The 17,673-nt window shown below is 67.9% G+C and carries 16 protein-coding genes; 6 read left to right on the forward strand and 10 right to left on the reverse strand.

The window, feature by feature from the left end:
• The first annotated feature begins 25 nt into the window (after positions 1 to 25).
• Positions 26 to 1,456, forward strand: a complete 1,431-nt coding sequence (locus ACX12D_RS29435; RefSeq protein WP_459374576.1) for an FAD-binding oxidoreductase — start codon at positions 26 to 28, stop codon at positions 1,454 to 1,456.
• A gap of 39 nt (positions 1,457 to 1,495) precedes the next feature.
• Here the strand turns inward: ACX12D_RS29435 and ACX12D_RS29440 are convergent, their stop codons facing one another.
• The 5 genes from ACX12D_RS29440 to ACX12D_RS29460 all read right to left on the reverse strand — a co-directional run bounded on the left by ACX12D_RS29440 (position 1,496) and on the right by ACX12D_RS29460 (position 5,625).
• Positions 1,496 to 1,810 carry a HigA family addiction module antitoxin gene (locus tag ACX12D_RS29440; protein ID WP_441632734.1) on the reverse strand — a complete coding sequence of 105 codons (315 nt, stop codon included), beginning with the start codon at positions 1,808 to 1,810 and terminating at the stop codon, positions 1,496 to 1,498.
• Between the two features lie 12 nt (positions 1,811 to 1,822).
• Positions 1,823 to 2,101, reverse strand: a complete 279-nt coding sequence (locus ACX12D_RS29445; RefSeq protein WP_441632733.1) for a type II toxin-antitoxin system RelE/ParE family toxin — start codon at positions 2,099 to 2,101, stop codon at positions 1,823 to 1,825.
• A gap of 54 nt (positions 2,102 to 2,155) precedes the next feature.
• Positions 2,156 to 2,944: an ethanolamine ammonia-lyase subunit EutC gene (gene eutC / locus ACX12D_RS29450; protein WP_459374577.1), complete on the reverse strand. Its 789-nt coding sequence runs from the start codon at positions 2,942 to 2,944 to the stop codon at positions 2,156 to 2,158.
• Between the two features lie 47 nt (positions 2,945 to 2,991).
• Positions 2,992 to 4,374 carry an ethanolamine ammonia-lyase subunit EutB gene (locus ACX12D_RS29455; protein WP_459374578.1) on the reverse strand — a complete coding sequence of 461 codons (1,383 nt, stop codon included), beginning with the start codon at positions 4,372 to 4,374 and terminating at the stop codon, positions 2,992 to 2,994.
• A gap of 198 nt (positions 4,375 to 4,572) precedes the next feature.
• Complete coding sequence (locus ACX12D_RS29460; protein WP_459374580.1) at positions 4,573 to 5,625, reverse strand: RNA-guided endonuclease InsQ/TnpB family protein; 1,053 nt, start codon at positions 5,623 to 5,625, stop codon at positions 4,573 to 4,575.
• 89 nt (positions 5,626 to 5,714) lie between these two features.
• Between ACX12D_RS29460 and ACX12D_RS29465 the strand changes: the two genes are divergently transcribed.
• A complete protein-coding gene (locus ACX12D_RS29465; protein ID WP_459374581.1) occupies positions 5,715 to 6,752 on the forward strand; it encodes an AI-2E family transporter in 1,038 nt (345 codons plus the stop codon).
• Between the two features lie 49 nt (positions 6,753 to 6,801).
• Here the strand turns inward: ACX12D_RS29465 and ACX12D_RS29470 are convergent, their stop codons facing one another.
• Positions 6,802 to 7,527, reverse strand: coding sequence for a FadR/GntR family transcriptional regulator (locus ACX12D_RS29470; RefSeq protein WP_174426180.1), 726 nt, complete (start codon positions 7,525 to 7,527; stop codon positions 6,802 to 6,804).
• A 138-nt stretch (positions 7,528 to 7,665) separates the two neighbouring features.
• Here ACX12D_RS29470 and ACX12D_RS29475 point away from each other — a divergent pair, with 138 nt between their 5' ends.
• From ACX12D_RS29475 to ACX12D_RS29490, 4 genes are all read left to right on the forward strand, one after another.
• Positions 7,666 to 8,454, forward strand: coding sequence for a (Fe-S)-binding protein (locus ACX12D_RS29475; RefSeq protein WP_459374583.1), 789 nt, complete (start codon positions 7,666 to 7,668; stop codon positions 8,452 to 8,454).
• Complete coding sequence (locus tag ACX12D_RS29480) at positions 8,451 to 9,161, forward strand: LutC/YkgG family protein (RefSeq protein ID WP_459374584.1); 711 nt, start codon at positions 8,451 to 8,453, stop codon at positions 9,159 to 9,161. The genes ACX12D_RS29475 and ACX12D_RS29480 overlap by 4 nt, the downstream gene beginning before the upstream one ends.
• Positions 9,158 to 10,627, forward strand: a complete 1,470-nt coding sequence (locus ACX12D_RS29485) for a LutB/LldF family L-lactate oxidation iron-sulfur protein (protein ID WP_459374585.1) — start codon at positions 9,158 to 9,160, stop codon at positions 10,625 to 10,627. The genes ACX12D_RS29480 and ACX12D_RS29485 overlap by 4 nt, the downstream gene beginning before the upstream one ends.
• 447 nt (positions 10,628 to 11,074) lie before the next feature.
• Entirely contained in the window at positions 11,075 to 12,805 is a 1,731-nt protein-coding gene (locus ACX12D_RS29490; RefSeq protein ID WP_459374586.1) for a lactate permease LctP family transporter, read from the forward strand.
• Positions 12,806 to 12,825: 20 nt separating this feature from the next.
• Here the strand turns inward: ACX12D_RS29490 and ACX12D_RS29495 are convergent, their stop codons facing one another.
• The 4 genes from ACX12D_RS29495 to ACX12D_RS29510 form a co-directional block, all read right to left on the reverse strand.
• Positions 12,826 to 13,977, reverse strand: coding sequence for a CaiB/BaiF CoA transferase family protein (locus tag ACX12D_RS29495; protein WP_459374587.1), 1,152 nt, complete (start codon positions 13,975 to 13,977; stop codon positions 12,826 to 12,828).
• A gap of 61 nt (positions 13,978 to 14,038) precedes the next feature.
• Complete coding sequence (locus ACX12D_RS29500) at positions 14,039 to 14,494, reverse strand: PaaI family thioesterase (protein ID WP_459374588.1); 456 nt, start codon at positions 14,492 to 14,494, stop codon at positions 14,039 to 14,041.
• Positions 14,495 to 14,674: 180 nt separating this feature from the next.
• A complete protein-coding gene (locus tag ACX12D_RS29505; RefSeq protein ID WP_459374589.1) occupies positions 14,675 to 15,655 on the reverse strand; it encodes a Bug family tripartite tricarboxylate transporter substrate binding protein in 981 nt (326 codons plus the stop codon).
• A 104-nt stretch (positions 15,656 to 15,759) separates the two neighbouring features.
• Entirely contained in the window at positions 15,760 to 17,607 is a 1,848-nt protein-coding gene (locus ACX12D_RS29510) for an acyl-CoA dehydrogenase family protein (RefSeq protein ID WP_459374590.1), read from the reverse strand.
• Between the last annotated feature and the right edge of the window lie 66 nt (positions 17,608 to 17,673).

The following is a 17,673-nucleotide window of genomic DNA, read 5'->3' on the forward strand; positions in this document are numbered from 1 at the left end:
CCCTTCCCCTTCACACACACCGCACATGGCAAGCCCCGCTCCCCAACCCGCCTCGTCCTCCGCCCTGCTCAGGGAACTCGCCGCGCTGCTGGACGCGCCCGGGCTGCAAACCGGCGACGCCATCGAAACGCGCTTTCGCAAGGACTGGTATGCGCCGCTCGGCGCGGTGCCGCCGCTGGCGGTGGTGCGTCCGCGCAATACGGCAGAAGTGGCCGCCGTGCTAGCGCTGTGCCACCGGCTGCGCCAGCCCGTGGTGCCCCAGGGCGGGCTGACCGGCCTGGCCGGCGCCGCCACGCCCGAAGGCGGCGAACTGGTGCTTTCGCTGGAGCGCATGCGCGGCGTGGAAGAGATCGATGCGCAGGCCGGCACCATGACCGTGATGGCCGGCACCACGCTGCAGGCGGCGCAGGAAGCCGCGCGTGCGGCCGGCTGGCTGCTGGCGGTGGACCTGGGCGCGCGCGGCAGCTGCCAGATCGGCGGCAATATCGCCACCAACGCGGGCGGCAACCGCGTGATCCGCTACGGCATGATGCGCGACCAGGTGCTGGGCCTGGAAGCGGTGCTGGCCGATGGCACGGTGGTGTCGTCGCTCAACAAGATGCAGAAGAACAATGCCGGCTACGACGTGCGCCAGCTCTTTATCGGCAGCGAAGGCACGCTGGGCGTGATCACCCGCGCCGTGCTGCGGCTGGCGCCGCTGCCCTGCGCCACGCAGACGGCGCTGTGCGCGCTCGAAACCTACGATGACGTGGTGCGCCTGCTGCGCCATGCGCAGCGCAAGCTCTCGGGGCGGCTGTCGGCGTTTGAAGTCATGTGGGCGGATTTCTACGGGCTGGTGACCACGCGCGTGCCGGGCGTGCGCGCGCCGCTGCCTGCCGGCCATCCTTTCTACGTGCTGCTTGACCTGCAGGGCAACGACGGCGCGCAGGACGCGCCGGTCTTCGAGGGCATGCTGGAATCCGCGATGGAAGCCGGCCTGATCCAGGATGCGGCGATCGCATCCAGCCACAAGGAAGCGCAGAGCTTCTGGCAACTGCGCGATGCGGTGGCCGAATTCCCGGTGATGTGGTCACCCAATGCGGCCTATGACGTCAGCCTGCCGATCGGCCGCATCGGCGAGTTCGCCGAGACGCTGCGCGCCCGCTTGCTGGCGGTGTGGCCGCATGCCGAGCCGGTCAACTTCGGCCACGTGGGCGACAGCAACCTGCACGTCAGCGTGTACCTGCCCGGCGCCACCGACCACGACTTCCCCGAGCATGAGATTTCCGACGTGATGTACGGCGTGGTGCGGGAGTTCGCGGGCAGCGTCTCCGCCGAGCACGGCATCGGCTTTCACAAGAAGCCCTACCTGCACTGCTCCCGCACGCCGCAGGAGCTGGCGCTGATGCGGCTGCTCAAGCGCGCGCTGGATCCACACAACATCCTGAGCCCGGGGCGGGTGTTTGATCTTGCGTGAGCGCGGCAAAAAAGGCGCCTGAAAGGCGGCCGGATGTCGTCAAGCCGCTTCCAGGTCGCGTGGCGCGATCTGGGCAGCAATCTCCTTGCCGTGTTCGCGCTGCGCCACTTTCAGGTCATAAGACTGCTGCAGGTTGAGCCAGGACTCGGCGTCGCCGCCAAAGTAGCGAGCCAGCCGCATGGCGGTGTCCGGTGTAATGCCCCGGCGCTCGCGCACGATGTCGTTGATGCGGGCCGCGGTGACATGCAGCGCCACGGCTAGCGCGTTGGCGCTCATGCCAAGCGGGGCGAGAAACTCCTCGCGGAGGATTTCGCCGGGATGGACCGGTCGCATACCATTCTGGAAGCGGGCCATGGTGATCTCCTTTCAGTGATAGTCCACGATCTCGACGGCCTCCGGGCCGTCGGCCGTCCAAACGAAACACACTCGCCACCGATCGTTGATGCGGATGCTGTGCTGCCCTTTGCGGTCGCCGCCCAGCACTTCAAGCCGGTTGCCAGGTGGAGATCGCAGGAAGTCGAGCGAGGCGGCAGCGGCAAGCATCTCCAGCTTGCGTTCTGCCGCTGCCCTGATGTTGGCGAATCGCGGAACGCGCCGGCCTGAGAACAACGCTGCAGTGTCTTCGCATTTGAACGACTGGATCATGGCGGAATTATATATCGTTTACCGATAAACGAGTAAGACATCCGCGATGACCAGTCAGTTCCCCAACTGTCCTTGCTGCGCCGATGGCTCCGGCAACACCCCATGCTCGCTATCGTCCTTTAAATCCACGCCACTGTGCCCGAGCGCCAGCGCCCCGCGCAGCAGGAAGGCCAGCTTGGCCGCGGCCTGCGCATAGGACAGCCCTTCGGGACGCACGTTGGAGATGCAGTTGCGCTCGGCGTCGGTGCGGCCCGGGCGCGGGTCGTGCGTCAGGTAGATGCCGAGGCTGTCGGGCGAGCTCAGCCCGGGGCGCTCGCCGATCAGCATCACCACCTGGCGCGCGCCGAGAAGCAGCGCGGCTTCGTCGCCCAGTGCCACGCGGGCTTGCTCGGCCACGACCACGGGGCCGATGCGCCAGCCCGGCAGGTGCTCGCGCACGGCCAGCAGCAATGGCACGCCGTGGCGCTGCGCCGCCAGCGCGGACAGGCCGTCGGCCATCACGAAGACGACGTCGGGCGGCTCGGCAGGGCGCGCCTGCGCCAGCAGCGCGCGGCTGGCGTCGTCGAGCTGGCGGCCAAGGTCCGGGCGGCGCAGGTAGTGCTGACGATCCGGTGCGGCGCTGTGCACGGCCACGGTGTCGAAGCCGGCATTGCGCAATGCCTGTTCAATGGCCTCGCGCGCCAGCGGCGCATGCACGGCGTCGCGCGCCTGCGCATGCGCCAGGCCGAACGCGAGCACGGTTTGCGTCGTCTGGCTGTTGCCGCAGCGGCCCAGTGCAATCCGTGCCACGGTGAACTGCCGCAGGCGCTGCCAGGGGTTGTCGTGGATTAGCTTCTGGCTCATGACGCGGGCCTCGTGCGTGCAGGAATATGCTGGTTGGCCATGATGCGTTACAGGCCGTGCGCGAGTTGCAGCAGCGGCTGGCGCTCGGCCAGCTCCAGCAGGCGGCCATCCGCGCCGAGGATGCCCATGCGCTGCAGCCAGTCCTCGAACTCGGGCGCGGGGCGCAGGCCCAGCGTGTCGCGCAGGTAGAGCGCGTCGTGGAACGAGGTGCTCTGGTAGTTCAGCATGATGTCGTCGGCACCAGGCACGCCCATGATGAAGTTGATGCCGGCCACGCCGAACAGCGTCAGCAGCGTGTCCATGTCGTCCTGGTCGGCCTCGGCGTGGTTGGTGTAGCAGACATCGCAGCCCATCGGCACGCCGAGCAGCTTGCCGCAGAAATGGTCCTCCAGCCCGGCGCGGATGATCTGCTTGCCATCGTACAGGTACTCGGGGCCGATAAAGCCCACCACCGTATTGACCAGCAGCGGCGAGAACGCGCGCGCCACCGCATAGGCGCGTGCCTCCATGGTCTGCTGGTCCACGCCGTGGTGCGCGTTGGCCGACAGCGCGCTGCCCTGCCCGGTCTCGAAATACATCACGTTGTTGCCCACCGTGCCGCGCGCCAGGCCCTGCGCGGCGTCTTGCGCCTCGCGCAGCAGCGCCAGGCTGATGCCAAAGCCGGCGTTGGCGCGCTCGCTGCCGGCCACCGACTGGAACACCAGGTCCACCGGCGCGCCCTGCTCGATGGCGCGCAGCGTGTTGGTGACGTGGGTCAGCACGCAGGACTGGGTGGGCACATCGAAGCGGCAGCGCAGGTCGTCGACCAGCCGCAGCAGCGTGACGATGGCGCCGAGGTTGTCGGTGGCGGGGTTGATGCCGATGGTGGCATCGCCGCAGCCGTAGAGCAGGCCATCGATCATCGAGGCGGCAATGCCGCGGGCATCGTCGGTGGGATGGTTGGGCTGCAGCCGCACGGAGAGCCGCCCGGGCAAGCCAATGGTGTTGCGAAAGCGCGTGACGACGCGGCACTTGCGCGCCACCGCGATCAGGTCCTGGTTGCGCATCAGCTTGCTCACCGCCGCCGCCATCTCCGGCGTGATGCCCGGCGCCACGCGCGCCAGCGCCGCGGAATCGGTCTCGTGCAGCAGCAGCCAGTTGCGCAAGTCGCCCACGGTGAAGGACGCGATTTCGCGAAAGGCGTGGCTGTCATGGTGGTCGATGATCAGGCGCGTGACTTCGTCGTCCTCGTAGGGCACCAGCGCCTCGGCCAGGAAGTGCGCCAGCGGCACCTCGGCCAGCGCCATGCGCGCGGCCATGCGCTCCTCCTCGCTGGCAGCCGCCAGCCCGGCCAGGTAGTCGCCCGAGCGCGCCGGGCTGGCCTTGGCCAGCAGGGTCTTGAGATCGGCGAAGAGATGCCGCCGCGAGGCTACGGTGTGGGCAAAGGTCATGGGATCTGTCTCGGTCAGCTGGCGGGCCCGCGAACAGCCCGATCATAGCAACCACGGGCGCACATTGTCGCCGCCCGGGCGCTTGCCTTCGCCGTCCGCCCATCGGACAATCGAGCGCCGTACAATGCACAGACGCCCGGCCGTCCACCAGACGGCGCGGCCCCTCAATGCAGGAGACTTGTTGACGTCCTTCCCTACCTAGAGGCAGGGGATTCCCACACCTGGCGATGCACGTCCGCATCGGAGAATGTTCAGCGCAGCATTGGTATCACGGTCATGCACGACACCACAGCGACTACAGGTCCACTCTCTTATTCGCAGTCCTGCGATACCTTTCGGCCGCGTCGTGCTGTCTTTCGAACCGCACGCCGAACAGGACTGGGTAGAACCACTTTCGTTCACTTCCTCAAACGTGGCCCCGTGCGCAATCGCTTTGTAGCGGAGCTTGTCCCGGAAGGACGACCAGGATGCGTCGTAGACGCTCTTCGCCATCTTGGTTTTGGCGAGTTTCGAAGCCGACACGTTGCCGACTGCGATGTAATCGAAGCGCCGGACGAGATCGAGCGCGAGCTTGTGCTGGAAGTCGGCGCGGGCATTCGCCACCTTGGCATGCAGCTTGGCGATATGCCGCTTGTGCTTTCGCGCACGCTGCGCCTTGGCCAGTCTTTCGGCGGCATGCCGGCCAAACCGGTCATTGGAGAGCTTCTCGCCGGTCGAGAGCGTGGCGAAGTCCTTCAAACCAAGGTCGATGCCGACGCCAGCTTGAATCGGGCGTGCCGGCACATCAGCAACCTCTATCACGATGTTGAGAAACCAGTTCCCGCGCGAATCCTGCGCAAAGTTTGTGCCGTCCTTGATCTTGCCTTCGGGCAACAGGCGGCTGTTGAACACGCGAAAGGTATTGCCGGCAAAGCGAAACGCCTCGCCCTCTCGTTTCAGATCCCGGCCCTTCAAGGGCAACCATCCGAGGCACTTCCTGCCGCGGTATCGCAGGTAAGGACGGCGATGCTGGCTGCGCGATTTCGCGTACTGCTCGCACGTCGCGTTGACCGTGCCGGAATGGATGCCGAGCACCTTGCTGCTGCCGGTGGTCAGCACGTTCAGATCGAACCCGCTCGGCCACTTCTTACCCCATTTGAGCGCGTGCTTCTGCGTGTCATTGCAGAAGTTCCAGACGTAGTTCACCGCTCGGCTCTGCTTGTTGAGCAGGCCGTTGAGCGACTTCACCCGGTAGCGGTAGACAAGAATCATGCCGCACATTCTAACGTGGGAATGCCGCCTGGCGGCGGCGCTCCTTACACTCCCCGCCATGAATGGCGAGGTTTCTCGGAGCTAATTTGATGAATCAACCCGATCCGCCACGCATACCCCGCTTGCCGGATGCAAAGTGGTTCAATGTCACGACTGCCGCCTATATCCTGACCGCCCTGGCGCTCTGGATGGTGATGCAGGCCAACCTGGTGGCGGCGCTCATGGCGGGCCTGCTGCTGTACTCGCTGGTGGACGTGCTGGCGCCCAAGCTGGTGCGCCTGCACCAGCGCCACGACGCCCTGGCGGTGGCGATTCTCTCCGCTGTCACCTTGCTGGCGCTCACGCTTGGGGGCTGGGCGCTGGTGCGCTTTGTCAGCGGCGACGGCAACACACTCGACACCCTGCTGATCCGCACCGCCGACATCATCGACAAGTCCCGCGCCCAGCTGCCGGTCTGGGTCAGCGACGCGCTGCCGCGCGGCGTGGATGAACTGGCCAACGCCCTCATTGCCTGGCTGCGCGAGCACGCGCAGATGGCGCAGAAGTTCGGCACCGAGGTGCTGCGCAGCCTCGCGCATATCCTGATCGGCCTGGTGATCGGCGCGATGGTCGCGCTGTACCGCGCCATCTCCAAGCCCAACCGCCGGCCGCTGGCCTCGGCGCTGGTGGAACGTGCCCGCAACCTGCAGCTGGCGTTCTCGCAGTTCATCTTCGCCCAGGTGCAGATCTCGCTGATCAATACCGCGCTCACCGCGGTCTACCTGCTGGTGGTGCTGCCGCTGTTTGGCGTGCACCTGCCACTGGCCAAGACGCTGGTCGCCTTCACGTTCCTGGTCGGGCTGCTGCCGGTGCTGGGCAACCTGGTGTCGAACACGGGCATCGTGGTGGCCTCGCTGTCGATCTCGCTGCCCATGGCGATCGCCTCGCTGTTCTACCTGGTGGTGATCCACAAGTTCGAGTACTTCCTCAACGCGCGCATCATCGGCGCGCGCATCAATGCCGCCGCCTGGGAACTGCTCACGGTCATGCTGCTGATGGAATCGCTGTACGGCGTCGCCGGCGTGATTGCCGGGCCGATCTACTACGCTTATCTCAAGCGCGAGCTGTCGAACAAGGGCCTGATCTGACGCCTGGCGCCACCGGTAGGACCAATTCCCGCCGATCCAGCGGCAGGCGTCAGGCGCTTGCCCCGTCTCCTTGCTGCTCCACCCGGCTGCGCACAAAGTCGATGTGCGTCTGCATGGCGGTGCGCGCCTCCTCCGGCCGGCGCGCGCAGATGGCCTCGCACAGCGTGCGGTGCTGCAGCAGCAATAGCGCGGAGGCATCCTCGTCCTGCACCCGCAGGCCCGTGCCGTTGATGGTGATGTGCTCGCGCAGCATGCCGATCACGCTGGTATGCAGGTGCAGGAACATGGTGTTGTGCGAGGCCTGGGCAATGGCCTCATGCAGCTTGGCGTCCGCCTCGGCCTCGGCCGCCTTGTCGTCTTGCTGGCGGGCGGCTTCCAGCGCGCGGAGCAGGCCGCGGATGCGCTTGAGATCCGCGGCATCCGCGCGCATCGCGGCAAAGTAAGCGGTCGCGCCCTCCAGCACCCGGCGAAACTCCAGGATATCGTCACGCAGCACCGGGTGGTCCGCCACCAGCTGGCGCCAGGGCGAGGCAAAGCCGGTGCGCAGCTGCTCGGTGACGAACACGCCGGCGCCCTGCCGGCTTTGCAGCAAGCCCCGCGCCGCCAGCCGCTGGGTGGCCTCGCGGATGGTGTTGCGCGCCACGCCATATTGCTCGGCCAGGAGCCGCTCCGCGGGCAGGCGGGCGCCGGCCGGCCAGGTGCCGTCCAGCATCGCCGTTTCCAGTTTCCGCATCACCTCTTCCACGCGCCCGCGCGCCTGCCTGCCCGCCGCCATCCTCTCGCTCCGGAATCCATTCGCTGCGCCCAACTGGTCCAACCAATTTGAACTGACGCGCGTCTCGCGGAATTATGCGCTCAAACAACGGCCAGCCCTGAGCCCGACAGCCAGGCAGCCGCCCCCACGGAGCGAGACATGAAGCAAAGGCGCTATCCCCCTGCCCCGGCACAGGTCTACCTGTTCGCCACCTGCCTGGTCGACATGTTCGTGCCGCAAGCCGGCCTGGACGCCGTGCGGCTGCTGGAGCGAGAGGGCCTGACCGTGCACTTCCCGCGTGGACAGAGTTGCTGCGGACAGCCTGCCTATAGCAGCGGCAACCCGGAACAGGCCCGGAAGGTGGCGTTGGCCCAGCTGGATCTGTTCGCCGAGCCATGGCCGGTGATCGTGCCCTCGGGCTCTTGCGCCGGGATGATGCGCCACCACTGGCCGCAACTGTTCGCGCAGGATCCCGTGGCCGGCCCCAAGGCCGCCCTGCTGGCCGAACGCGTGTACGAGCTGAGCGAGTTCCTGCTGCATGTGCTGAATGTGCGCTTCGACGTGAGCGGCGTCGCCGGCCAGCCACCCGAAACCGTGGTGCTGCACACCTCCTGCGCCGCCCGTCGAGAAATGGGTACGCGCGACCATGGCGTGGCCCTGGTCGATGCCCTGCCCGGCGTCACGCGTGCCGAGCATCAGCGCGAATCGGAGTGCTGCGGCTTTGGCGGCACCTTCTCGCTCAAGCATCCCGACATCTCCGGCGCCATGGTGCAGGACAAGATCGCCTCGGCCTGCGCCACCGGCTGCGACCGGCTGGTCTCCGCCGACTGCGGCTGCCTGCTCAATATCGGGCACGCGGCCAGGCACCAGGGCGCGCCACTGCCTGTCGAGCACCTCGCCACCTTCCTGTGGCGGCGTACCGGCGGCGCCGCCAAGGAGCAAGCATGAGCACACTGAGCGCCCGCGAGCGCATGCTCGGCCGGCTACGCGCGGCCGCACCGGCACCCGCTGCCGCTGCCGATGCCGGCCAGCTGGATGCGCGCATCGACGCGCACTACGACGCCCGCCGCGAGGCGGCCACCCCCGCCGAACTGGCGCAGGCCATGCAGGCTGCACTGGGCGCCTCGCACGCGCTGGCCTGGTGCGCCAGCGCCGAGGCCTGGCCCGCGCAACTTGCAGACAGGCTCGCTGCCGCCGGCGTGCGCCGCCTGCTGCTGGACCCGGCCGCCGCGCAAGGCGCCGCGCTGATGCGCGCTTTGCCCGCCAGCGTGGCGCCGCTGTCTTACGCGCGCCCCATCGAAGCATGGAAAGCGGAACTCTTCGACACCGTGGACGCGGGCTTCACCGTGGCGCGCTCCGGCATTGCCGCCACCGGCACGCTGGTGCTGGCGCCCGACGCGCAAACGCCACGCACGGTCTCGCTGGTGCCGCCGCTGCATATCGCGCTGATCTACGCCGAGACGCTGTATCCGGACCTGCATTGCGCCGCGCGCGCCGAGCGCTGGAGCGCGGGCATGCCGACCAACCTGGTGCTGGTATCCGGCCCATCCAAGACCTCGGACATCCAGCAAACGCTGGCCTACGGCGCGCATGGCCCGCGCGAGCTGTGGGTCATCATCGTGACCGGCAGCGCCGGGACGGGAGCCGCGCAATGAGTACATCAACGACTGCCCGGGACAGCGCCGCCCCCCTGCACTTCGTGCCCGCCGCGGATTTCAAGGCGCGCTCGCGCGCGGCGCTGGACGACCCCAAGCTGCGCAGCAGCTTTCGCGGCGCCATGGACTTCCTGCAGGCCAAGCGCGCCGTGCAGTTCCCCGACGGCGATGAGCTGGAGCAGTTGCGCGACCTGGGCGAAGCGATCCGCCAGCACGCGCTGTCGCAACTGCCGGACCTGCTGGTGCAACTGGAGGACAAGCTCACCGCGGCCGGCGTGCAGGTGCACTGGGCTGAGACCGCTGACGAGGCCAATGCGATCGTGCACGGCATCGCGCAGGCCCGCCAGGCACGCCGCGTGATCAAGGGCAAGTCGATGGCCAGCGAGGAAATCGAGCTGAACCATTACCTGGCCGAGCGTGGCATCGACTGCATCGAGTCCGACATGGGCGAGTACATCGTGCAGCTCGCGGGCGAGAAGCCGTCGCACATCGTGATGCCGGCCATCCACAAGACGCGCGGCGACATTGCCGAGCTGTTCGCGCAGCATATCCCCGGCACGCCCTATACCGAGGACGTGGACGAACTGATCCAGACCGGCCGGCGCGCGCTGCGCCAGGAATTCGTCAACGCCGACATCGGCCTGTCCGGCGTGAACTTTGCCGCCGCGGACACCGGCACGCTATGGCTGGTGGAAAACGAGGGCAACGGCCGCCTGTCCACCACGGTGCCCGATGTGCATATCGCCATCATGGGCATGGAGAAGGTGGTGGCCCGGCTTGAGCACATCGTGCCGCTGTCCAGCCTGTTGACGCGCTCGGCCACCGGGCAGGCCATCACCACCTACTTCAACCTGATCTCCGGCCCGCGCCGCGCGGGCGAGCGCGACGGCCCGCGCGAGGTGCACCTGGTGCTGCTGGATAACGGCCGCAGCCAGGCCTATGCCGACGCGCAACTGCGCGCCACGCTGCAGTGCATCCGCTGCGGCGCGTGCATGAACCATTGCCCGGTCTACACACGCATCGGCGGCCATGCCTACGGCACCACCTACCCCGGGCCGATCGGCAAGATCATCTCGCCGCACCTGCTCGGGCTCGATGCCACGGCGGACCTCGCCACCGCCTCCAGCCTGTGCGGCGCCTGCGGCGAAGTGTGCCCCGTGCGCATCCCGATTCCGCAACTGCTGATCCGCCTGCGCACCGAAGCCAACCGCGATCCGGACGAACAGGTTGCGCATCCGCTGCGCGGCCAGGGCGCCAAGTTCAGCCGCGGCGAGCACCTGGTCTGGCGCTTCTGGAGCGGCGCGTTCGCGCATCCGCTCACCTACCGGCTGTTCCGCTGGGCCGCCACGCGGCTGCGGGTGCTGACGCCAAAACGCCAGCTCGGGTGGACCCGGCACCGCGCGCCGCTTACCCCCGCGCCGCGCAGCCTGTCGGACTTGCTGCGCGAGCGTGGACAGGCGGAGTAGGCGGCACCAGCAACAGACACAACAAAAGCGCTGACGTATAGACCCGCCAGCGGGCAACACAGCGCGATGCGAAGCGAGCCCCCCAAGCGATGCGAAGCGAGCCGTCAAGGTTTACCAGGCCGTATGGGGCGTCCTCGTCGGCAGGCAAAAAGAGCGGAAAAGAGGGGGCCATGTCTGAGCATCGCCTTAAGGCGATGTGAGTTTGGCCCCCGGCCGCTCTTTTTGTCTGCCGACGAGGAGGGTGTCGCCCCATCCGGCGCGCCTTTTTTGCCTACTTTTTTGGCAAGACAAAAAAGTAGGTCGCCGCCCCGCAGGGGTGGTGAAACTGCCTTTGACTTTAAGCCTTGTCTTGAAGCCTTTGACTTCGCAGTCAGACAACAAAAAAACACCAGCAACAAGACGCCCCAACCCAGTTCACTCAAACACAATCCCCGGAGGAGACCCACCGTGCAACCCTGGACCCAGACCTACACACCGCTAGGCAGCCTATGGCTGTCCGCGCTCGCAGCCGCGCTACCCATCCTCTTCTTCTTCCTCGCCCTGGCGGTGCTGCGCATGAAAGGCCACGTGGCAGCAGCCATCACGCTGCTCCTTGCCATCGGCGTGGCGATCTTCGCCTACGGCATGCCCGTGCCACAGGCGCTCGCCGCAGCGGGCTTCGGCTTTGCCTACGGCCTGTGGCCGATCGCGTGGATCATCGTGACCGCGGTGTTCCTCTACAAGATCGTGGTGAAGACCGGGCAGTTCGACATCATCCGCGCGTCCGTGCTGGCCATCACCGATGACCAGCGCCTGCAGATGCTGCTGATCGGCTTTGCCTTTGGCGCCTTCCTGGAAGGCGCGGCGGGCTTTGGCGCGCCGGTGGCCATCACCGCGGCCCTGCTGGTGGGCCTGGGCTTCAACCCGCTCTATGCGGCGGGCCTGTGCCTGATCGCCAACACCGCGCCGGTGGCCTTCGGCGCCATGGGCATTCCCATCATCGTGGCGGGCCAGGTGACCGGCATCGATGCCATGCACATCGGCGCGATGGCGGGCCGGCAATTGCCGCTGCTGTCGCTGGCGGTGCCGTTCTGGCTGGTGTTCATCATGGACGGCAAGCGCGGCGTGAAAGAGACGTGGCCGGCGGCGCTGGTGACCGGCGCGAGCTTCTCGGTGACGCAGTATTTCACCTCGAACCATATCGGGCCGGAGTTGCCGGACATCACCTCGGCGCTGGTGAGCCTGGTGTCGCTGACGCTGTTCCTGAAGGTGTGGCAGCCCAAGCGCGCAAGCCGGCGGGCTGGCGGCGTGGTGAAGGCGAGCGGCGGTGCGGCGGCACTGGCGCGCATGGGTGGCGGGCTGGCAAGCGATGCGGGCAGCATCGGCCACCGTGCGGGCGACAACCGCCGTGCCTCGCCCTACACCGTGGCACAGACCGTGCGCGCGTGGGCGCCGTTCGGCATCCTGACCGCCATCGTGACCGTGTGGAGCCTGCCGTCGTTCAAGGCGCTGTTTGCCGGCAACGGCGCGCTGGCTGGCTGGGTGCTGAAGTTCCATGTGCCGGCGCTGGACCAGCTGGTGATCAAGGCTGCGCCGATCGTGGCACAGCCCAAGGCCTACGAGGCGGTGTTCAAGCTCGACCTGGTATCGGCGGTGGGCACCGCCATCCTGCTGACCGCGCTGATCTCCGCCGTGCTGCTGCGCATAAAGCCGCGCGCCGCGCTGGCCACTTTCGGCGAAACGCTGATGGAGCTGCGCCGCCCCATCCTGTCGATCGGGCTGGTGCTGGGCTTCGCCTTTGTCGCCAACTACTCGGGCATGTCGTCGACGCTGGCGCTGCTGCTGGCCGGCACGGGCGCGGCGTTTCCGTTCTTCTCGCCCTTCCTGGGCTGGCTGGGCGTGTTCCTGACCGGCTCGGACACGTCGTCCAATGCGCTGTTCTGCTCGCTGCAGAGCACCACCGCGCACCAGATCGGCGTGTCCGACACGCTGCTGGTGGCGGCCAACACCACCGGCGGCGTGACCGGCAAGATGATCTCGCCGCAATCCATCGCGGTGGCCTGTGCGGCCACCGGGCTGGTCGGCAAGGAGTCCGAGCTGTTCCGCTTTACCGTGAAGCACAGCCTGCTGTTCGCGGTGATCGTGGGCATCATCACCATGCTGCAGGCTTATGTGTTCACGGGGATGATTCCGCACTGAGCGGGCACAGCCCTGCCGCTTTACTCGCTGTCGTTGGCGGCGTCGCGCGGCAGGAACTGGTCGCCCTCGGCCAGCGGCGCGTAGCGGTAGGTAGCGGGCGTGCGGCTGAGCTTGACGGGCGACCCTAGGCCCTTGTAGCCATCCGCCATCTCCACCACCATCTCGCGGTGGACGGTGTGCGGATGCTGCAAGGCGTCCGCCACCGACAGCACCGGCGCGCACGGCACGCCGGCGGCCACCAGCGTATCGGCCAGCACCTTGCCATCCAGCTTGCCCATGCGCGCTTCCAGCTCCACCTTGAGCGTGGCACGGTTGACCGAGCGCGCGCCGGCGGTGGCGTAGCGCGCATCGTCGGCAAACCCCGGCATGTCCAGGTGCTCACACAGGATGCGGAACTGCCGATCGTTGCCAACCGCGAGAAAGACCGGGTCGGTGGCGGTGGCGACGGTGTCGTACGGATAGATGTTCGGGTGCGCGTTGCCGGTGCGGGTCGGCTCCTTGCCGCTCATGAACCAGTTGGCCGCGTGCGGGTGCAGCAGCGACAGGCCCGAGTCATACAGCGCCGCCTCGACAAACTGGCCGCGCCCGCTGCGCTCGCGCTCCTGCAGGGCCAGCAACACGCCCAGCGCGGCGTTCAGCCCGGTGACCATGTCCACCACCGGCAAGCCCACGCGCAGCGCGTCGCCGCCGGCTTCGCCGTTGATGCTCATGATGCCCGCCATGGCCTGGATGGCAGCGTCGTAGCCGGGCAGGCCACCCAGCGGGCCATCGGCGCCAAAGCCGGAAACCCGGCAGTGCACCAGGCGCGGGAAGCGTGCCGACAGCGCGTCAAACCCCAGCCCCCATTTTTCGAGCGTGCCGGTCTTGAAGTTCTCGACCAGCACGTCGGCGTCCGCCAGCAGGGCAAGCAGCACCTCGCGGTCGGCATCGGCGCTCAGGTCCAGCCGCATCACGCGCTTGTTGCGGTTCAGGCCGAAGTAATAAGAGGCCACGCCGTCCTTGAACGGAGGCCCCCAGGTGCGGGTGTCGTCGCCCTGGGGCGGCTCGATTTTCAGCACGTCGGCGCCATGGTCGCCAAGGATCTGGCCGCAGAACGGCCCGCCCAGGATGCGGGAGAGATCGACCACGCGGATGCCGGCGAGCGCGCCGGGCGAGACAGGGAGTTTGCTCATGAGAGGGGTTCCGTAACTGCGGCGATGAACGTGCGACAAACGACAAACAACGTGGATGGGCTCAGGCGGCCGGCGCGGGCGTGCGATCCAGCAGCTTGAAGGTGCCGGTGGCCAACGCCAGCAGCTCGCCCTGCGCATCGCGGATCTCGCCGCGCGCGAAGCACAGGGAACGGCCGCGCCGCTCGCACCAGGCGGTGGCGGTCAGCTCGCCGCGCCCGGGCGCGGTGAAATGCACCGACAGGTCGATCGTGGCCACGCCAAAGCGGCGCGGATCGTGGCCGCGCGCGGCGCAGGACAGCGCGCAATCGAGCAGCGTGGCCAGCGCGCCGCCGTGCACGTCGCCGCGGCTGTTGGTGTGGTCCGGGTGGTAGGCCATGCTCACGCGCGCCTCTTTGGCGTTGATGTGCACGCCGGTCAGGCCGAACACGCGGGCCATGGGCATCGGCAGGGCAAACAGCAGGCCCGGCGCTTCACCGGCAAATTCGTTGACGGGTGCGGGCAGGGAAAGATCGGTCATGGCGGGCACAGGGTAGGTTGGGGCCGCATGAAGGCAAAGCGGGCACCGCTATGCCGCGATGCCCACGAATTCGCCCTCATGCCGCCAGGTGCGTTGGACTGCATGCAGGTTGGCAAACGTCGATACTACCGCCGAACCGGCCATGATTCATAGCCTGGCTTGGCGGGACGTGCCCCTGGCTCAGTCCAGCTGAGCACCCGATTTCTGCACCACGCCGCGCCATTTGGTCACCTCTGCCTTGACGAAGCTGCCAAGCTGCTCGGGCGAGGTCGACGGCGGCAGTTCCAGGCCTTGCGCCTGCAGGGTCTTGCGCACTTCGGGCTGTTGCAGCGCCTCGGCAAAGGCATGGTTGAGCTTGGCGATGACCGCCGGCGGCGTGCCGGCCGGCGCGACCACACCGAAGAACACCGAGACGTCGAAGCCGGGCACGCCCTGCTCGGCCACGGTGGGCACATCGGGCAGTGCCTGCGAGCGGCTCTTGGTGGTCACGCCCAGCACGCGGAACTTGCCGCTCTTGATGAAGGGCAGCGCGGTCAGCACGTCGGTGAAGCTCATGCTCACCTGGCCGCCAAGCAGGTCGTTGAGGGCGGGGCCGGTGCCCTTGTAGGGAATATGGCGGAAGTCCGTGCCGGCCAGGTTGTTGAACAGCACGCCGGCCAGGTGCGAGGACGCGCCATTGCCGGACGAGGCGTAGGTCAGCTTGCCCGGATTGGCCTTGCCGTAGGCGATCAGCTCACCGACGGTCTTGGCGGGCACCGAGGGGTTCACCACCAGCACATTGGGCAGCTGGCCGATCTGGATGATCGGCGCGAAGCTCTTGACCGGGTCGTAGTTGATCTTGCGGTACAGGCTGACGTTGATCGCCAGCGGGGCCGAGGTGCCGAACATCAGCGTGTAGCCATCCGGCTCCGCGCGCGCCACGGCTTCGGCGCCGATATTGCCGCCGGCGCCGGCGCGGTTTTCCACCACCACGGTCTGGCCAAGGCTGCCCTTGAGCGCGGACGCCAGGGTGCGCGCCATCACGTCGGTGGGGCCGCCGGGCGGGTAGGTCACGATCATCATGATGGGCTTGGACGGGAAGTCCTTCTGCGCCAGCGCGGGGGCAATGCCCACGCAGAGGGTGCAGGCGGCGACAGCGGCGAGGCGTTGCCAGAGGGTCATGGTTGTCTCCTGGTTTAGGTCTTCTTGCGCCGGGCAGCCGATGCTGCGCCGGCGTGTGCGGCGCCGTAGGGCGCCGTGGGGGCTTGTCGGTTTTCGGTAAGGCGTCAGAAGAGGTTGACCTGCGCCACCTCGCCGGTGGCGCTCTCGGCGCCGTCGGGGGGCGGCGCGATGGTGTCGGCCAGCCAATAGGGTTCGGCCTCGCCGGCCAGCGGATCCTGGGGCAGCACGCGATGGAGCAGCACCAGCTGGGCCAATCGCATGCGCCGTACCGAGCCGATGCGGCCGGCTTCCCAGGCCATGGCGACCGCGCTGGTCACGTGGTACAGGGCCGATGCGGCCTGGCGCGCCAGCACGTCGCCATCGGCGCCGGCTTCGGCGGCGCGGGTGGCCAGCTTCGCGGCCCGGGCAATCGCCGCGGTGAACGTGGCGCGCGCCCCGGCATGCATCGGCGTGGCTTGCAGCAAGCCCGCGAGGTGGGCTTCCAGCACGGGCAGCGCGCCTTCGCGGCGGATCGCACGCAGCACGTCAAGGGCAACGATGTTGCTGGTGCCTTCCCAGATCGAGCCAAGATGCGCGTCGCGCACCAGGCGCGGGTCGCTCCATTCCTCGATATAGCCGCAGCCGCCGCGCATCTCCATGGCGTCGCCGGTGACCTTGCGCGCATCGCGGCAGGCGCGGAACTTGATCAGCGGCGTCAGCACGCGCATCAGCGCATAGGCATCGGACTCGCCAGCGTCGGCGCGGCGCAGCGCCTCGGCCGTCTGGAACACCATGGTGCGGGCCTGCTCGGTGGGCAGCGCCAGCTTGAGCAACTGGCGGCGCATCAGCGGCATGTCCAGCAGGCGCTTGCCAAAGGCCCGGCGCTCGCGCGCGATGAACTGGCCCTCCGACAAGGCGCGGCGCATCAGGCCGGCCGCCCGCACGCCGTTGGACAGGCGCGAGTTGTTGATCATGTCGGCCATCTGCACGAAGCCCCGGCCGAGCTCGCCCACCAGGTAGGCATTCGCGCCTTCCAGGCGGATCTCGCCGCTGGCCATGGAGCGCGTGCCGAGCTTGTCCTTGAGCCGGATGATGCGGTAGTGGTTGGCGCTGCCATCGGCCAGCGTGCGCGGCAGCAGGAACAGCGACACGCCCTTGATGCCGGGCGCGGCCTCGCCGCTTTCGTCCTCGACGCGGGCCAGCACCATCGCCAGCGCGGCGTCCGGGTTGGAGCAGAACCACTTGTCGCCCGACAGGCGCCAGCCACCCTCGGCCTGCGCATCGCGCGCGGCGCGGGTGGTGGTGGCGGCCACGTCGGAGCCCGCGCCTTGCTCGGTCATGAACATGGCGCCCTGGTACAGGTCCTCGAAGACCTGGGTGGTGAGGTTCGGCAGGAAACGCTCGACCACCGCCGGATCGCCGAACTTGCGCAAGGTGCGGGTCAGCGAATCGGTCATCGACAGCGGGCAGCACAGGCCGAACTCGGCCTGCACGAACAGGTAGGTCAGCGCGTACTTGGCTGCGGCCGGCATCGGCTTGTCCCAGCCGAGGACGCCGCCGCGGTGCGATGCCGCCGCCAGGCCGAACTCGGAGAACGCCACCTTCTCAAGCTCCACGTAAGCGGGATGCTTGTCGATGCGCTGCGCATCGATGCCGGTGCGGGTCCGGTGCGACAAGGTGGGCTTGTTCTGGTCGGCGATATGCGCGAGTTCGTCCAGCACGCCGCCGGCCAGCGCGCCCATGCGATCGAGATGGGGCAGCAGGTGGGCGAACAGGTCGGGCGGGAGGTAGAGCGGCAGCAACGCGCGCAGGTCCGGGTCGCTGGCAAACAGGTTGACACCTTGCTGGTCCGGCACCGGATGCGCGGGCGTGGCAGAGGGTGCGGGCACGGCCGAGGCGGGCGAGGCGGGCGAGGCGGACGGAGCGGACGAAGTGGCCGAAACGACTGTTTGGTGCGCTGCGCTGGTCTGCATGGGGTATCTCCTGTGTGTGCCGGCACTTGCACTTGGCGCCGGATACTTTGTCTGCATTATTCAAAG

It is taken from the genome of Cupriavidus sp. PET2-C1 (genome assembly GCF_054515855.1).

What these genes read in the sequence shown, in the direction of transcription:
- ACX12D_RS29435 (WP_459374576.1), top strand. Translation starts at nt 26, where the DNA reads ATGGCAAGCCCCGCTCCCCAACCCGCCTCGTCCTCCGCCCTGCTCAGG.
- ACX12D_RS29440 (WP_441632734.1), bottom strand. Translation starts at nt 1,810, where the DNA reads ATGGCCCGCTTCCAGAATGGTATGCGACCGGTCCATCCCGGCGAAATC.
- ACX12D_RS29445 (WP_441632733.1), bottom strand. Translation starts at nt 2,101, where the DNA reads ATGATCCAGTCGTTCAAATGCGAAGACACTGCAGCGTTGTTCTCAGGC.
- eutC (WP_459374577.1), bottom strand. Translation starts at nt 2,944, where the DNA reads ATGAGCCAGAAGCTAATCCACGACAACCCCTGGCAGCGCCTGCGGCAG.
- ACX12D_RS29455 (WP_459374578.1), bottom strand. Translation starts at nt 4,374, where the DNA reads ATGACCTTTGCCCACACCGTAGCCTCGCGGCGGCATCTCTTCGCCGAT.
- ACX12D_RS29460 (WP_459374580.1), bottom strand. Translation starts at nt 5,625, where the DNA reads ATGATTCTTGTCTACCGCTACCGGGTGAAGTCGCTCAACGGCCTGCTC.
- ACX12D_RS29465 (WP_459374581.1), top strand. Translation starts at nt 5,715, where the DNA reads ATGAATCAACCCGATCCGCCACGCATACCCCGCTTGCCGGATGCAAAG.
- ACX12D_RS29470 (WP_174426180.1), bottom strand. Translation starts at nt 7,527, where the DNA reads ATGGCGGCGGGCAGGCAGGCGCGCGGGCGCGTGGAAGAGGTGATGCGG.
- ACX12D_RS29475 (WP_459374583.1), top strand. Translation starts at nt 7,666, where the DNA reads ATGAAGCAAAGGCGCTATCCCCCTGCCCCGGCACAGGTCTACCTGTTC.
- ACX12D_RS29480 (WP_459374584.1), top strand. Translation starts at nt 8,451, where the DNA reads ATGAGCACACTGAGCGCCCGCGAGCGCATGCTCGGCCGGCTACGCGCG.
- ACX12D_RS29485 (WP_459374585.1), top strand. Translation starts at nt 9,158, where the DNA reads ATGAGTACATCAACGACTGCCCGGGACAGCGCCGCCCCCCTGCACTTC.
- ACX12D_RS29495 (WP_459374587.1), bottom strand. Translation starts at nt 13,977, where the DNA reads ATGAGCAAACTCCCTGTCTCGCCCGGCGCGCTCGCCGGCATCCGCGTG.
- ACX12D_RS29500 (WP_459374588.1), bottom strand. Translation starts at nt 14,494, where the DNA reads ATGACCGATCTTTCCCTGCCCGCACCCGTCAACGAATTTGCCGGTGAA.
- ACX12D_RS29505 (WP_459374589.1), bottom strand. Translation starts at nt 15,655, where the DNA reads ATGACCCTCTGGCAACGCCTCGCCGCTGTCGCCGCCTGCACCCTCTGC.
- ACX12D_RS29510 (WP_459374590.1), bottom strand. Translation starts at nt 17,607, where the DNA reads ATGCAGACCAGCGCAGCGCACCAAACAGTCGTTTCGGCCACTTCGTCC.